Origin of the sequence: Pseudorhizobium endolithicum, assembly GCF_902153245.2 — a bacterium.
Taxonomy (GTDB): Bacteria; Pseudomonadota; Alphaproteobacteria; order Rhizobiales; family Rhizobiaceae; genus Neorhizobium; species Neorhizobium endolithicum.
In genome coordinates, this window is sequence record NZ_CABFWF030000011.1 from 174,437 (window position 1) to 189,915 (window position 15,479).

Annotated in this window: 17 protein-coding genes; 13 read left to right on the forward strand and 4 right to left on the reverse strand. The window is 58.6% G+C overall.

The features are described 5' to 3' along the window. Window positions 1–320 (forward strand): DMT family transporter (locus RTCK_RS08885; RefSeq protein WP_185927965.1); only part of this gene is annotated, 320 nt, incomplete at its 5' end. A gap of 317 nt (window positions 321–637) precedes the next feature. On the opposite strand, the gene RTCK_RS08890 is transcribed toward RTCK_RS08885, so the two are convergent. After that, window positions 638–1,621: a GlxA family transcriptional regulator gene (locus tag RTCK_RS08890; RefSeq protein WP_142592545.1), complete on the reverse strand. Its 984-nt coding sequence runs from the start codon at window positions 1,619–1,621 to the stop codon at window positions 638–640. 265 nt (window positions 1,622–1,886) lie between these two features. Between RTCK_RS08890 and RTCK_RS08895 the strand changes: the two genes are divergently transcribed. The 6 genes from RTCK_RS08895 (at window position 1,887) to RTCK_RS08920 (ending at window position 8,089) form a co-directional block, all read left to right on the forward strand. Then, window positions 1,887–2,729, forward strand: coding sequence for an alpha/beta fold hydrolase (locus RTCK_RS08895; RefSeq protein WP_142523400.1), 843 nt, complete (start codon window positions 1,887–1,889; stop codon window positions 2,727–2,729). Window positions 2,730–3,098: 369 nt separating this feature from the next. Then, window positions 3,099–3,833: a gluconate 2-dehydrogenase subunit 3 family protein gene (locus RTCK_RS08900; protein WP_142523199.1), complete on the forward strand. Its 735-nt coding sequence runs from the start codon at window positions 3,099–3,101 to the stop codon at window positions 3,831–3,833. 34 nt (window positions 3,834–3,867) lie between these two features. Beyond that, window positions 3,868–5,628, forward strand: a complete 1,761-nt coding sequence (locus tag RTCK_RS08905) for a GMC family oxidoreductase (RefSeq protein ID WP_142592546.1) — start codon at window positions 3,868–3,870, stop codon at window positions 5,626–5,628. After that, entirely contained in the window at window positions 5,625–6,854 is a 1,230-nt protein-coding gene (locus RTCK_RS08910) for a c-type cytochrome (protein ID WP_142592547.1), read from the forward strand. Before RTCK_RS08905 ends, RTCK_RS08910 begins: the two co-directional genes overlap by 4 nt. 28 nt (window positions 6,855–6,882) lie before the next feature. Further along, window positions 6,883–7,398, forward strand: coding sequence for a superoxide dismutase family protein (locus RTCK_RS08915; protein WP_142592548.1), 516 nt, complete (start codon window positions 6,883–6,885; stop codon window positions 7,396–7,398). A 190-nt stretch (window positions 7,399–7,588) separates the two neighbouring features. Further along, a complete protein-coding gene (locus RTCK_RS08920; RefSeq protein WP_142592549.1) occupies window positions 7,589–8,089 on the forward strand; it encodes a CopD family protein in 501 nt (166 codons plus the stop codon). On the opposite strand, the gene RTCK_RS08925 is transcribed toward RTCK_RS08920, so the two are convergent. Then, on the reverse strand, window positions 8,067–8,567 hold the full coding sequence (locus RTCK_RS08925; RefSeq protein ID WP_142523194.1) for a DUF2231 domain-containing protein: 501 nt from the start codon (window positions 8,565–8,567) through the stop codon (window positions 8,067–8,069). The two genes, RTCK_RS08920 and RTCK_RS08925, sit on opposite strands and share 23 nt — an antisense overlap. Window positions 8,568–8,645: 78 nt before the next feature. On the opposite strand from RTCK_RS08925, the gene coxB reads away from it, so the two are divergent. From coxB to RTCK_RS21005, 6 genes are all read left to right on the forward strand, one after another. Continuing rightward, complete coding sequence (coxB, locus tag RTCK_RS08930; RefSeq protein ID WP_268963126.1) at window positions 8,646–9,296, forward strand: cytochrome c oxidase subunit II; 651 nt, start codon at window positions 8,646–8,648, stop codon at window positions 9,294–9,296. Then, window positions 9,293–11,806, forward strand: coding sequence for a cytochrome c oxidase subunit I (gene ctaD, locus RTCK_RS08935; RefSeq protein WP_142592551.1), 2,514 nt, complete (start codon window positions 9,293–9,295; stop codon window positions 11,804–11,806). Before coxB ends, ctaD begins: the two co-directional genes overlap by 4 nt. Continuing rightward, window positions 11,803–12,156 carry a hypothetical protein gene (locus RTCK_RS08940; protein WP_142592552.1) on the forward strand — a complete coding sequence of 118 codons (354 nt, stop codon included), beginning with the start codon at window positions 11,803–11,805 and terminating at the stop codon, window positions 12,154–12,156. Before ctaD ends, RTCK_RS08940 begins: the two co-directional genes overlap by 4 nt. Before the next feature lie 153 nt (window positions 12,157–12,309). Further along, window positions 12,310–12,576: a type II toxin-antitoxin system ParD family antitoxin gene (locus RTCK_RS08945; protein ID WP_142592553.1), complete on the forward strand. Its 267-nt coding sequence runs from the start codon at window positions 12,310–12,312 to the stop codon at window positions 12,574–12,576. Window positions 12,577–13,032: 456 nt separating this feature from the next. Beyond that, entirely contained in the window at window positions 13,033–13,284 is a 252-nt protein-coding gene (locus RTCK_RS21000; RefSeq protein WP_268963127.1) for a DUF1016 N-terminal domain-containing protein, read from the forward strand. Continuing rightward, a complete protein-coding gene (locus tag RTCK_RS21005; protein WP_268963125.1) occupies window positions 13,185–13,454 on the forward strand; it encodes a DUF1016 N-terminal domain-containing protein in 270 nt (89 codons plus the stop codon). The genes RTCK_RS21000 and RTCK_RS21005 overlap by 100 nt, the downstream gene beginning before the upstream one ends. A gap of 89 nt (window positions 13,455–13,543) precedes the next feature. Here RTCK_RS21005 and RTCK_RS08955 read toward each other — a convergent pair whose 3' ends face one another. Then, a complete protein-coding gene (locus tag RTCK_RS08955; protein ID WP_142592554.1) occupies window positions 13,544–14,740 on the reverse strand; it encodes an MFS transporter in 1,197 nt (398 codons plus the stop codon). Window positions 14,741–14,800: 60 nt separating this feature from the next. After that, window positions 14,801–15,415 carry an NADPH-dependent FMN reductase gene (locus RTCK_RS08960; protein ID WP_142592555.1) on the reverse strand — a complete coding sequence of 205 codons (615 nt, stop codon included), beginning with the start codon at window positions 15,413–15,415 and terminating at the stop codon, window positions 14,801–14,803. Between the last annotated feature and the right edge of the window lie 64 nt (window positions 15,416–15,479).

Consider the following 15,479-nt stretch of genomic DNA (forward strand, 5'->3'; position numbering starts at 1 on the left):
TCTGCTTATGCCGACTGTCCGGTCGAAACGGGGGGCAGTTCAGTGCAGGGATGCAAGGGAGCCTTGCACCGCCAATGACCCGCGAGTTCCTGATCGGCATGATCTGGCTCGTGCTAATCGCCACCTTTCTAGCCTATGCTGTCTATTACACCAGCCTGCGGCTGTTCCCTGTGGCAAAAGTCAGTGCAGCGATCTATCTGAGCCCGCCGGTGACGATGGTGTGGGCATGGATGCTGTTCTCAGAGCCTCTGACCGTGGCGATGTTTGTTGGTCTGGCAGTAACATTCATAGGAGTTTGGATGACCTCACGAAGCGAATGATAGGATTGTTCTGCAGAGAAATCTCCGAAGCAGCTGGGTTGGGCCAACTCTTAACTAATATTGGTTGCGTCTCCTCAAGACCGCTGCGATCTGCTGGTCGTCATCCTCCACATTCGTCGGCACGACTATGAAAGCGTCACCGCTGACGCTGGCGCCCGAGCTAATGTTGCTCGCACCATTCGCTCAGCGGTTTTGCTTACGCTCTAGGGGAGTGCCAATAGTACTGCTTTCAATCCGGAGCTCGTTGAATTGCTGATATTCATCGGCCCTGCTGGGACAAGCGAGACAGATCGGGCTTAAGCAGCGCATTTCTCGGCTTAAGGAGATGCGCGATTCAAGCCAAATCGGCGCCGGTAACTTGCGGGCGTGAGATCCGTCACTCGCTGGAATACGCGTCGAAAAGCGGTTACATCCGAATAGCCGACAGTCCAGGCAATCTGCTCCACGGCATGATTGGTACTTTCCAGCATGTCCCGCGCCCTCATCATCCTCATCTGCTGCAAATATTCGGTTGGTCGCGACCCGGTTGCCTTCTTGAAGCGCCGCAAGAAGGTGCGTTCAGCCAACTTGGCCCGGGCCGCAAGATCGGCCATGTCATGCGCTTCTGCTAGGTTGGCATGAAGATGGTGCTGAACGCTAAGTATGGCAGCGTCGCCATGATCGAGTTTGGGAATGAACATGCGATATATCCCCTGGCTTCGCCGAGGTGGATCAACGAGAAGAAATCGGGCGGTGGAAAGCATCACGCTCGGCCCAAGGAGTTTCTCGACAAGCGTCAGCCCGAGATCCGTCCAGGCCAGGATGCCTCCCGCTGTGACGACATCACCATCGTCAATGACCAAGTTTTCCGCAGCCAGCTCTATTTCAGGGTAGCGCGCGGCAAGTTCGTCGCTGAAGGCCCAATGGGTCGTCGCCCTGCGGCCGTTGATCAAACCGGTCTCTGCCAAAACAAAAGCACCTGCACAGATCGAGCACACCGTCGCGCCTTGCGCATGGACCTCGGCCATCCAGGCTGCAGCAGCCGGCATCGGCGGCATCTGCGCTGGCATGATGATGCTCGGGGGCGCGATGGCAAAGCCAAGGTGGTGGGGACGTTCAGGATGACTGTCCCACACACATGACATTCCCGTCTCAAGCTCCTGCCAATGAGAAACCCGAATGACCCGCTTGGGATCGGCATCCTGCGGAGACCACTCGCTGGCGATGCGAAAAAGATCCGTCAGCCCGTAAATGGCCGACAGCTGGCACCCCGGATAGATCAGCAATCCAACTTCGGAGGCAATCTCCACGGCTTTGGCCATTGTGTCACTTTCAGCATGTTTTATGTCAGTTTTGCCACCCGATCTTTATGTCGGGTATTTCTATTTTTGTCCATGACAACGCAATGAGGCGCTGCACCATCTACGAAGGGAATTGAACATGACATCGACTTCAGAAGTGCGAGCTCTTCAGGCGACCCGCCGAGGCCTTCTGATCGGTGGTGGCGCAGCTATGTCGCTCGCGGTGTTAAACCTATCCGCACAAGCCATGAACTTCACCCTGAACAAGCCAAAGGAAAACCCTGACATGACCAACAGCTTTGTTACCACCAAGGACGGCGTCGAACTCTTCTACAAGGACTGGGGCCCGAAGGACGCGCAGCCGATCGTCTTCCACCACGGCTGGCCGCTTTCTTCTGACGACTGGGATGCCCAGATGCTGTTCTTTCTCGCCAAGGGGTATCGCGTCGTTGCCCATGACCGCCGTGGCCATGGGCGATCCGCCCAGGTGGCCGACGGTCACGACATGGACCATTATGCCGCTGACGCCTTTACGGTCGTAGAAGCACTGGACCTTAAGAATGCCGTGCATATCGGCCATTCGACCGGCGGCGGTGAAGTTGCACGTTACGTGGCAAAACACGGGCAGCCGGCAGGACGAGTTGCTAAGGCGGTGCTGGTCTCGGCCGTCCCGCCGCTGATGCTGAAGACGGATGCCAATCCGGAAGGCCTGCCGATGGATGTCTTCGACGGCTTCCGCTCGGCCCTTGCCGGCAACCGTGCCCAATTCTTCCGCGACGTCCCGGCGGGTCCGTTCTACGGCTTCAATCGTGACGGCACCACAGTGCAGGAAGGCGTGATCCAGAACTGGTGGCGGCAGGGCATGATGGGCGGCGCAAAGGCACATTATGATGGCATCAAGGCCTTCTCCGAAACCGACCAGACGGAAGACCTGAAGGCGATCACCGTGCCAACGCTCGTCCTGCATGGTGAGGACGACCAAATCGTTCCGATCGCGGACTCAGCCTACAAGTCGGTCAAGCTCCTGAAGAAGGGCCAGCTCAAGACCTATCCCGGCTTCTCGCACGGCATGCTGACCGTGAATGCGGATGTGCTGAACGAAGACCTCCTCGCCTTCGTTAAGGCTTGAACGCCCCTTAAGGGGACGAAAGCGCTGCGGCCTCCACAGGCCGCAGCCTGAATAACATCCGCCTCTAGCAGCATTTCCGAGACTTATGGAAGGCAAGCGTCGGAAGTTCTCAAGTACTTGTCGCTGGTTCAGCACGCTCCGGCCCATCTTTCTCACGTATTGTTGATCTATGTCTTCGGTTTGGCTTTGAAGGCTCTCATCGTCGATCTCTGTTATGGCAGAACCGCCTTTGGCCCGGTCGTATGGGTGCTATCGACGGGTCAGCGCCCGCCATCAGATATTGTCCCGTCTGATTTCACGTCAACGCGGCAGGTCATAGGCTGGAACCTACGATGCCTCTCCCCGTTCAGTCCTACAAAGGAGGGGGTCGTGGCGAGCAAGCAACCAACACGCAGACGTTTTCTCTTCGGCATGATGACGGCAACGACCGCCATGACCGTTCCGTCGGTTCTTGCACGGTCGACTTCGGATGAAGTTCCTTGGACGGCCGGTCGAGCGGAATTGCCACCCGCCTATCCCGACCAACGGTTCTTCACTCAGGCAGAGCGGCGTTGTGTCGATGCAATAACCGCTCGTTTGATCCCATCAGACGAGAGTGGTCCTGGCGCTCGCGAAGCTGGCGTTGTGGACTTCATCGACAGTCAGATGGCCGGCTTTTATGGACGCGGCGAACGCTGGTACATGCAAGGACCTTTCCAAAAGGGCTTCGACGGCCAAGGCTATCAGGCTGAGCATCCTCCGGCGGCACTTTACCGTAGAACGATTGAAGCACTCGACGCACACTGTCGTGACGCGTACGACAACCGGCCATTCGCCGATCTGTCGGAGAGTGAGCAGGACGACATTCTCAAGAGAATGGAAGATGGCGAGCTTGAACTGGACGGTGTCTCCGCCCAGACCTTCTTCGATCTTGTTCTGGACAATGCGATCGAGGGGTTCTTTTGCGACCCTATCTACGGTGGCAATCGCGACATGGTCGGCTGGAAGCTCGTCGGCTTCCCCGGTGCACGCTACGACTACCGGGATTTTCTCGACCACAATGGAGCACGAATAGAGCTTGAGCCGGTCAGCCTGAAGGGCAGGCCGGGCTGGAACCCCGCCTGACCCGACCCGTGCGGCAGGCTAGACGGAGGATCACATGGCGCGGAAGCTGCCCCCAGTTGATGTTGTACTCGTTGGTTTCGGCTGGACGGCCGCCATTCTGGCGCAGGAACTAACGGATGAGGGACTTGAAGTCCTTGCGATCGAGCGTGGCGCATGGCGGGACACGCCCACGGACTTTCCTCCCACCCTCGCTCCGGACGAACTGCGCTGGTACTGGCGCAAGGAGATGTTTGCCAACAATTCGCGCAATACGCTGACCTTCCGCAATAACCGGGGCCAGGTAGCACTGCCGATGCGCCGCTGGGGCTCCTTCCTGCCTGGCGAGGGCGTGGGTGGAGCAGGCGTCCACTGGAACGGGCAGACATGGCGTTTCCTGCCCAGCGATTTTGTCGCCGCCAGCCACAATACGGAGCGATACGGTCCCCTGCCAGATGGCATGACGGTGCAAGACTATGGCGTGACCTATGACGAACTGGAGCCGCATTTCGACCGGTTCGACAAGCTCTGCGGCATCGGCGGCAAGGCGGGCAACATTCGGGGCAAGATCCAAGCAGGCGGTAATCCGTTCGAAGGTTCGCGCAGCTCGGAATATCCCAATCCGCCGATGCACATGACCTTCTCGCAGCATCAGTTTGAACGCGCTACGCGCGAACTCGGTCTTAGTCCCTTCCCCGGCCCTTCCGCCAACATGAGCCAGCCTTATACGAACCCGCTGGGCTGTCAGCTCGGCCCCTGCTCCTATTGCGGGTTCTGTGAAAAGTACGGCTGTGGCAACTATTCCAAGGCCTCGCCACAAACCACGATCCTGCCCGTCTTGATGACGAAGCCGAACTTCAAGCTGAAAACACACAATGAGGTTCTGCGGGTGAAGCTCGACAAGTCGGGCCGCCGCGCGACAGGCGTCATCCATGTCGATACCCAGGGAAACGAATACGAACAGCCCGCCGAACTTGTTATCCTATGCGCCTACCAACTCTGGAACACGCATCTGATGATGCTGTCCGGCATTGGGGAGATCTATAATCCCGCCACCGGAGAAGGTCTCGTCGGCAAGAACTATTGCTACCAGGTGATGTCGTCGGCAGACGTCTTCTACGAAGACAAATACACCAACGAGTTCGCTGGAGCAGGCGCGCTCGGCATGTGCGTCGATGACTTCAATGGCGACAACTTCGATCACACAGGATTGGACTTCATCGGCGGCGGCTACATTGCCAACTGGACCACAAATGCGCGTCCGATTGAAACGCACCCTACACCCGAGGGGACGGCGAATTGGGGATCGGCCTGGAAGAAGGCGGTCAAGGAGAACTTTCTGAAGTCGACGAGCGTGGGGGCGCATGGCGCCTCCATGGCCTATGCCAACAACTATCTCGATCTCGATCCCACCTACACGGACGCCTATGGACGACCGCTGATGCGGATGACCTATGACTTCACCCCGAATGACCTCAAGATGAGCGCCTTTCTGACAGAGCGCGTGAAGGAGATCGCAGAGCGTATGGGTGGGCGGGAGATCAAGCTCAACACCCGCGACGGCCCCTACGATTCCATGCCCTACCAGACGACCCACAATACTGGCGGCACGATCATGGGCAGCAACCCCTCGAACAGCGTCGTCAACCGCTACCTACAAAGCTGGGACGTGCCGAACCTGTTCGTCATGGGGGCCGGGGTCTTCCCTCAAAATGCAGGTTACAATCCGACAGGCACGGTAGCTGCCCTCACCTATTGGGCAGCCGATGCGATCCGCAACCAGTACCTTCGCAGTCCAGGCCCGATGGTGCAGGCATGACCAAGACGCCTTTCGCCATTGCCGCAACGCTTGTGTTGACGATTGCTCCAGCATCTTCCTCCGGTCATGCGCAGGAGAACTCGTTCGCGCAGGTCGAACGAGGACGCTATGCAGTCGCCACGGGGAACTGCCAGGGTTGTCACACCATTCCCGGCGAGGCTCCTTTCTCAGGAGGCCGGGGGTTGGAAACGCCGTTTGGCACGATCTACACGCCCAACATAACCTTCGAGGCCGAGACTGGGCTCGGGGAATGGTCAAAGGACGATTTCTGGCAAGCCATGCATAACGGCGTCGGCCGCGACGGTTCTCACCTTTACCCCGCCTTCCCCTACCCGCACTTCACAAAGATGCCTCGAGCAGAGGTCGACGCCATATACGATTACCTCGCCACCATTCCCCGTGTTCGGCGGGAGAAACCGGAAAACGACCTGCCGTTCCCGCTCAACCAGCGCATGGCGCTTCTGGGATGGAAATGGATGTTCTTCGAGCCCGGCGAGTACCAGGAGAATCCCGACAAAAGTCCCGAGTGGAACCGAGGCGCCTATCTTGTGGAAGGTCCCGGCCATTGCGCCGGTTGCCACACGCCGAAAAACCTTGCCGGTGCGGACAAGAAGGACCAGAACCTGCAGGGCGGTGTTCTGGAGAACTGGTCGGCGCCAAGCATTCGCGCCGGGAGGAATGGCGCGTTAGCGGATTGGTCTGAGGACGACATCGTCGAGTTTCTCCGGGCCGGAAGGAACCGACACACGGCGGCCTTCTCTACGATGGCAGAGGTCATCGAACTTTCCACGCAACACATGACGGACCGCGACCTAAGAGCCATTGCGATCTATCTGAAAGACCGGGAGGGTGACGGTGAACGCAAGGAAGCGGATGCACCAGACGAGGTCGTCGTCACCGCTGGTGAAGCCATCTACTTCGACAACTGCAGCGCCTGCCATACCTCGGATGGCTCGGGCATACCACGCTTTTTCGCTCCGTTGGCCGGCTCAGGCAAGGTTAACAATGAAGATGCGACCACGGTAATCCGCGTGATCCTGGAAGGCGCCCGTTCCGTGCCGACCAAGACTCACCCCTCGCCACTTTCGATGCCAGCCTTCGATTGGAAACTGACGGACGAACAGATAGCTGCCGTCGTCAGTTACATTCGTTCAAGCTGGGGAAATCAGGCAGGTGCCGTCACCGCAGACCAGGTGGCGGATCTGCGTGAAGCACTGAAGGATTAGACTGACCAACACCAACGGAGGAAGTTAGATGATACGCCAGATATTGGCCACGACAATTGCAGTCCTGGCGATCAGCGGCGCCGCCAATGCGCAGGATGCAGCAACAGCCTCTGCAAGTTTCGTAAATGCGGACGGACAGGCGAATGGCAATGCAGAGTTGGCCGGTATGACTGCCGGCGGTGTCCTGATCCGGCTGGAAGTCACTGGCCTGCCCGCCAACCAGTGGGTCGCCTTCCATGTTCATGAGACCGGAAGCTGCGACCACGCAACCAACCATGAATCCGCAGGCGGACACTTCAATCCAGGCTCCAGGGAGCACGGCTACAAGTCTGCCAATGGACCCCATGCTGGCGACATGCCCAATCAGTATGTCGGTTCAGATGGTGCATTGCGCGCTGAAATCTTCAACCACATGGTGTCGCTAGACGACGGCGAGACTGGCATCAGGGGACGCGCGCTTATGGTGCATGCAATGGGCGATGACTACGAAAGCCAACCTTCAGGAGATGCAGGTGATCGGCTGGCTTGCGCAGTGATTGAATAGCCGCGACGTTCACGGCTTGTTGTGGGCCATCTACTGGCTCCCACCGTGTCCTGCCCTAGATGGACATTGGAAGTAGGGGAGCCAGAAAATTGATGAAACATCCGGAAAGTGCTGCAGCTCTACCGGCAGGAGGCAGCTCGAAGATAGCGGACACAGGAGTATTCGGTACTGCCCTGAACGGGAACTCAGCGTGATCCTAGCCCTGAAAGTCCTACATATCGCAGCCATCGCCATCTGGGTGGGAGGCATCATCAGCCTTCCGGGCCTCTATGTTCAGCGAGCATATGTTCAGGACAAGGAGTCTCTTTATCGCCTGCAGATGATGGTGCGGTTTGCCTATGTCTCGATCATATCCCCTGCCGCCTTTCTTGCGGTCATCAGCGGCACACTGCTAATCTTCGGAAGAGAAACCTTCGCTGGCTGGTTCTCCATCAAGCTCTTTTTCGTCGGGCTTCTGGTCATCCTGCACGTCCTCACCGGCCTCGTCATCATTCGCCTGTTCAGAGAAGGCGAGATCTATCCGGTTTGGCGGTTCATCGTGACGACCATCATCGCCTGCGCAGTGAGCCTCGTTATTCTGCTGGTTGTCCTGGCCAAGCCGCCGATCGACGTTGCCGTCCCCGAGATCCTCATGGAGCCGGGTGGCTTACGGCGTCTGCTTCAGGACCTCAGTCCCTGGATGATACCATGAGGCCAATGCCGTGATCGAAGATGAGCTTGCCGCCGTGCCATCCGGCCATCCCGGTTATGACAGCCGCCATCACCGAAACGAGCAATCCATGGGGCAACACATTGGCGGCTTCCGTTACCCTCATCCCCCAGTTGAGGCCGCATATCGCGATCAAAGTCACGGCAGCGATGGCGTGTGCCCAACTTGCCACCCGTTCACGTATGCCCGCGACGGCAAGCAATTCGACTGTTCCCACGACGCCAGCCGCCAGGCCCAGAAAGAAGGCGCCACCAGAAGACCAAACACCTACGCGCAACCAGAATGGGTCGGCCGACCACCAGTAAAAGACATCGACGCCAAGCGTGACGAAGACAAGTGCAATCGGAAAATGAACGGTCATGGCATGCAGAGGATGACCGGCGACGGCCACCGCCGAACTCGCGTCCTTCTCCTGGATCTTGGAGATCACCGGGTTGGCACTGTCACTCGTCTCTTCCATTGCGACGCTCCTCTTTGGCGGACAATTCCTCTCCCGCATCGCTTGTTCCCAATGCTCATCGGAACGGTCAGTCTATGCATGCTTGCAGGATGCAGTGGCGATCTTTCTGCCTTGGACCCTGCTGGTCCCTCAGCGGCCTCCATAGCCACCCTATGGTGGGTGATGCTCGCAGTTGCGGCCGTTTTTTTCCTGCTGGTCGTCGGACTGTTCCTTGCGACAGTATTCATTCCCCATTTCGGAAGGGGAGTAACACCACGCCAATGGATCATCTATGGCGGGATTGCGTTGCCGCTACCCCTTCTTGTCCTGCTAACCTTCTTTGCCTTCTGGCAAGGCGAATACCTGCTGCGGGGAGGAGGCCCGCAACCAGGTGATATCTACCGTGTCCAGGCTCATGGCACGATGTGGTCGTGGCGGTTCTCCTATCCGGACGCACCGGAAAAAGCTCCAACACAAGACGTACTGCATATTCCCGCAGCCCGCACCGTCGAGATCGCCGTGACCAGCGGCGACGTCATCCACAGCTTCTGGATCCCCCGTCTGGGCGGCAAGATGGATGCCGTACCGGGCCACGTGAACCACCTGAGGCTGCGGGCTGACCGCCCCGGCCGTTACCGAGGCGTGTGCTCAGAATATTGCGGCACCGGGCATGCGAGCATGCGTTTCGAAGTCGAGGCCTTCGAAGATGCCTCTTCCTTAGCGGCGTCCGAACACGAGGAGCGACGATGACCGAGCTTCGCAAGGAAAGGCTATCTCCGGTGGCGCTCCACCACGCTCTCGAGGCGGTGTGGGGCACAAAGCCCGGTTGGCGCAGGCTGGCGACGATCAACCACAACGTTGTCGGCAAGCGCTTCATGTTGACGGCTCTGATCTTCTTCGGGATCGGCGGCTTGCTGGCGATGCTGATCCGGGTGCAGCTCGCGTCGTCGGAAAGCGTGTTCATGAATGCCGAGCAATACGCTCAGGTCTTCACCATGCACGGCTCCATCATGATGTTCCTGTTCGCCATACCCTTCTTCGAGGGGCTGACGATCTATCTGCTGCCGAAGCTACTCGGAACGCGTGACCTCGCCTTCCCTCGAATGTCCGCCTACGGCTACTGGTGTTACCTTTTCGGCGGGTCCATCCTGATCGCTGCCCTGGTTGCCGGGGTTGCACCCGATAGCGGCTGGTTCATGTACACGCCGCTTTCGTCTGCGACCTATGCGCCTGGCATCAATTCCGACGTCTGGCTGCTCGGCATAACCTTCGTCGAGATCTCGGCACTGTCCGCTGCGATCGAGATCATCGTGACGATCCTCAAGCTCAGGGCAGCCGGAATGTCCTTGGACAGGATGCCGATCTTCGCGTGGTACATGCTGGTGGTTGCCACGATGATGCTGATCGGCTTCCCGCCACTCATTCTCGGGTCCGTCCTTCTGGAACTCGAACGAGCCTTCGACCTCCCCTTTTTCGACCCTTCGCGCGGGGGCGACCCGCTATTATGGCAGCATCTCTTCTGGCTGTTCGGCCATCCCGAGGTCTACATCATCTTCTTGCCGGCCGCGGGGGCCATATCCACTATCCTGCCGGTTTTTGCGGGCACGCCGCTGGCCGGGTACCGCATCATCATCGCGGCGCTTGTGTCCATGGCCTTCCTCTCGTTCGGGCTTTGGGTCCACCACATGTACACGACGGGAATTCCGCATGTGGCGCTATCCTTCTTTTCAGCGGCAAGCGCCCTGGTGGCGGTTCCCACGGCGATCCAGATCTTTGCCTGGCTTGCGACCATCAGCCACGGAAGGCCTCGGTTCAGCATTCCGATGCTGCATATCTTCGGCTTCTTCTTCGTCTTCGTTATCGGAGGCTTGACCGGGGTGATGCTGGCTATGGTCCCGTTTGACTGGCAGGCCCACGACACGCATTTCGTTGTTGCGCATCTTCACTATGTCCTAGTCGGCGGTTTCGTGTTTCCGATGATGGCTGCAGCCTATTACTGGCTCCCTCACATTACCGGACGGCAACCGGTCCAGCACCTGTCGCAGGCCTCGTTCTGGATGATCTTCGTCGGCTTCAATGTTACCTTCTTCATGATGCACCTTACCGGCCTGCGCGGAATGCCGAGGCGGATTTTCGAGTATCCAAGCGAGGCGGGATGGGAGACGCTGAACTTCATCTCGTCGATCGGAAGTTTCGTCATGGCGGCGGGCTTCGCATTGCTGGCCCTGGATTTCATTTTGCTCTTCCGGTTCGGGCGGCGATATCATCGAAATCCATGGAAAGCCGGGACCCTGGAATGGGCCATGCCGACACCGCCGGCATCCTATAATTTCGCATCGCTGCCTTCGGTCGACCGGCGTGCAGATCAACTCGATCCCCACACTCTGGGAGCGCAGCTCGCCGCGGGCGATGGTTATCTCGGATTTCTGCGCGACGACCGCATGGAACTCCTTGCAGTTGATATCGTCTCCGGCGAACCGGAACACGTGGTTCGCTTCCCTCGCCAGAGCTATCTTCCGCTATGGACGGCTATCGCTACCGGCAGCGTTTTCGTTTTATTGCTGCTGAAACTGTATTGGCTGGTACCGATCGCTTTCACCGTCGTTGTCATCCTCTTCCTGTTCTGGACACCAGACACGGCCGAGACACGTGACATTCATAGCTTGCCCATAGGCAACAGCTTAGAACTGCCACCGCATCTTGAAGTCGAGCGCCCACCGTCCTGGTGGGGTGTGGTCCTTGCGATCGTTGCAGACGCTACGGCCTATACCTCCCTTATCTTCGGAGGTCTTTTCCTCTGGGTTTCGGCACCAAACTGGCCGCCCGCAGACAAGGTCGAACTTGCACTTGCACCTTCCATAGGCATCGCCGCGATGCTGTTGGCTTCAGCGCTGACATCCTATAGAGCAGCTTCCGCAGGACCACACGCTTCTCGCTATCTCCTCATCTGCGCTTTTGCTCAAGCTATTAGCGCCATAGGCTTCGTCTGGCTCTCATTCACTGGTCTTACGGATCCCACCGAGCATGCGGTGGCAGCTACTCTTCTCGTTGTTTTCGCCTATGCAGCACTTCATTGCGGGGTGGGCGTCGTTCTAGCTGGCTACGGCGTATGGCGTGTTCACTGCGGCTACGTGTCAGCGCGACGAAATCTGGATCTGCGCATATCAAAGCTCTGGCAGGGATACTCGGCTGCGATCGGCATCATGTCATTGTTGTCCCCTGTGCTACTCGGCAGCCTCGCCAGCGGATTCTCGCCATGAACATCCCGCCGCTCATCTCACTCATCGCGGGCTTTCTGATGTGGAGCATCATCTTCGTTCTGCTGTACGCTGCGCAGGCAACTGGATGTCATTTCTCCGGTGACAATCTAGCAGCGGTTGCTTCCGACCCCACCCTTTTGCGCGTGGTTCTCAGCCTGTTGGTTGCAGTCGCAACGACAGCGATGCTGCTGCTGTTCTTGAAACACAAGCGGCTTGCCGGGCGGGATCTGCAGAACGAGACGACCTCCGGCTTCTTTCGTGAACTCTCCGCCTATGTGTGGGCTGCAGCACTGGTCGCGACCCCGTTCTGCTTCGGTGGGGTCGCTTGGCTCACTCTCTGCGGAACCTAATGCCGGTCGGCTCTGCCTTGATCTGAATCGAACCGAGAACCCAGCAGTTGCGCTACCTTTAAGCGGCGGCCCGCCGCGGGGAAGAGTCTGGTCGCTTTTGATAATAGTTGATAAAGAGCCTATCTTTCTCCATCACGTCAAATGGAGAACCGCATGATCAGCGCCGATCTAGGAAAACAGCTCGAAAGCTACATCCAGCAACTCGTCGATACAGGTCGCTATGGCTCGAAAAGCAAAGTCCTACGCGAAGGTGTGCGACTGATCCAGGACCGCGAGACCCGGCTTGTCGCGCTGGATGCTTCCATCATGCGCGGCATTGCAGATGCGGACGCTGGACGAACGAAGCTGGCGTGCGATGTGTTCGATCGTCTCGACGCCAAATACCGTGTGATGGCGAACAAGGCCGAAAAATCTGCATGATCCTTGAGTTTTAACCGAGGCGGAAAGCGACCTGTTCAGATCCGATTATCGCTGAAGACGATCCCCGACGGGCCTGTCATCCGTCTCAGAGGCGGAGCAAGTGCGAGGGTCTCCCCAATGCTCTGAACAGCTTCGCCTCCGTTCCCGCTTGGAGCACCATGGTATTCGTCAGCGCGTTCATGGCAAGGACCTGATCTTCTACCGCGTCGAGTCCGAAACGGTAGTCTTCATCCATCTCCTGCATGGTGCCACCGACTATGGTGCCATCCTGTTGTACGAATAAACCAAGGGTCGATCTGGCGCGACCTCGCCCCAAAAATTCTGCCGATTCCACGATGGTTTTGCACTTGATGGGATTTCGAACCACCAGATGGTAGTTATGTATCCCTACTTGCAGAGCTCAAGGAAAGAATCCGAGCGGCTCGGCTCAAGGCGGCCGTTGCTGTCAACCAAGAACTGATCATGCTCTATTGGAGCGTCGGCCGCGACATCCTCGCCCGCCAGACGGCGGAAGGTTGGGGAGCCCGCGTGATCGATCGGCTGGCAGCAGACCTCGGGCGCGATTTTCCGGAAATGACTGGCCTTTCCGCCCTCGAAACCTCAAATATATGCGTGCCTTTGCTGAAGCATTCCCAAACGAGGAAATCGTGCAACAGCTTGTTGCACATTTGCCCTGGGGCGATAACGTCAAGCTCATCGAGATGCTGAAGGACTCTGAGGAGCGTCTCTGGTACGCGCGCCAGGCAGTAGAACACCGATGGAGTCGCAACATCCTCGTGCATCAAATTGAAGGCGGACTTCATCGTCGGCAGGGAAACACCCCATGCCAGCAGATTCCAAACTGCCCTTGCTCTCGGTCACCGATGCTGGCGGCGTGACGGTTCCGCTGGCAGAACCCAACTGCGCACGGCGCTGTGCCCGCCCCGGACCGCACCTCTTCAGAGGCCCGGCGGAGGCACCTAACAGCTTACGTCCTAGCCGGTAGCCAAGCCCGACCCAGCGCTGTCGCGGCCGCCAGGACGGCAGCGACGGAAAGCGCAACGCTTCCCCAGCCGAGGCTGGGGGCGAGCGCACCAGCCACTGCCGGCCCAGCAAGCATCCCCAGATTGTTGCCCTGCATAGCAAGGCCTAAGGTCGCTCCAACCAGATCCGGCCGAGGTGCCAGCATTGGCAGGCAAGTCATCAGCACGACTGGGACTAACCCGGCCATGAAGGAGAACAGAATTGAGAAGCTGACGACGAACTGCCACCCCATACCGGCTGCCAGGATGCCATAGCCAAACCCCATCATAGCAACGAATCCTGCCATTAAAACAAGGGTCGGACGTCTCCACGTTGAAAGCAGGAAGCCGGAGACGAGATTGCCGATCCCACCAGCCGCTATCGAGATGGCGGTAACGATCCCAGCGAGGTTTCGGCTGAGACCAACCTGCTCTTGCAGCAGCGTTGGCAAGAAGCCAAAGATCGCAAAGAAGGCGGTAGAGAAGGCCGCGAAAAGGGCAGCTAGAACCCAAGGCCCAGGCGCACCAGCAACCTGTGTCAGCTGCTCCTTGACAGGCTGGTCCTGCGTCCCAATTGTTATCGCCGGAATCGAGGCAACGGAGAGCAAGCCGTAGCTAAGCAGAAGCGCGGCGTTAAGCATCCAAAACCCGCGCCAGTCGAAATAGCTCAGCAGCGGCGCGCAAAGCATGGCTAGCGCCATTCCGACGGGCATGACGGTCGCCCAGATGGCAATCGCCCGTTCGCGTAGCCTCGGGGAAGGAATGGCGAAGATCAATGTGGGCGCGGCCACCACCACTGAAACAAAGCCAAGTCCCTCCAAAACCCGCCACAGGATCAGATCTCCGGCGCCGCCGGCCGTGGCGCCGAGGCCGGACCCCAGCGCCTGCATCAGAAGCCCTCCCAGGACCATTTGTTTGGCACCAAGCCGGTCGACCGCTAGTCCGATGGGCGTGCCAAAAATGGCCCCAACTATCGAAAAGGCAGAGATGACCCAGGATGCGACAACAAGGTCGACCTCCAGGTCGCTTTGGACGAGGCCCAACGCAATCGGTGCCTTTCCCACTTGCAACGCGGAAATGGCACCTGCCCCCGCGATGACAAGCACGGTGGGCCAACCTACCGGTGTCGTCCGGGCCTCTTCAAGATGATGCGCAATAGACATGTCAAGGTCTCCGACCAAACAAGGGCGTGTACCGACTGGGCGCGAAGTTGCGACCAGCGTTTACGCGGCGGCGTCCAGCTCGCCTCTCTCATTCTTGCTTGGCGCTGCGGTATACGGTTCGGCGGCACGCGCCCGACGCAAGGCCGTGGCCCACCACTTCAACTGATGCAGCATTGCAGTAGCGGCCCCTGCACAACTTGCAGGGTCAATCGGCCGTCCATGATCATCGAAGACGTCCCATGCGTTCCGGAAGCTGACGGTGTCGCGCATCGTCACCGTATGCAGCTCCGCCATTACGCCCCGCAGGTGCTCTACCGCGCGAAGGCCTGCCCCAAACCCGCCGTAGGAGACGAACCCCACCGGTTTGGCCTGCCATTCCTGATAACCAAAATCGATGGCGTGCTTGAGAATGGCAGGGAAGCTGTGATTGTATTCCGGCACAACGAAGACAAAGGCATCGGCATCGGCAAGACGCTGGCAGAACGCGACAGCTTCTGGACCTGGCGTGTCCGAAATGACCACCGGCAACTCAACCTTCGCCAGATCAATAACATCAACCGAGAAGCTGTCGTCCGATGGAATCTGCTCAATGAACCATTCCGTGACGGTGGGCGCGAGCCGACCCTCGCGATTGCTGCCCACGAGAATGGCGAGGTGGATTGGCTTGTCTGACATGATCCTTCTCCTTCATCATAGGTACTGCAACACGCCCGTGCAGTCGCAACGCCGGCACGCCGAG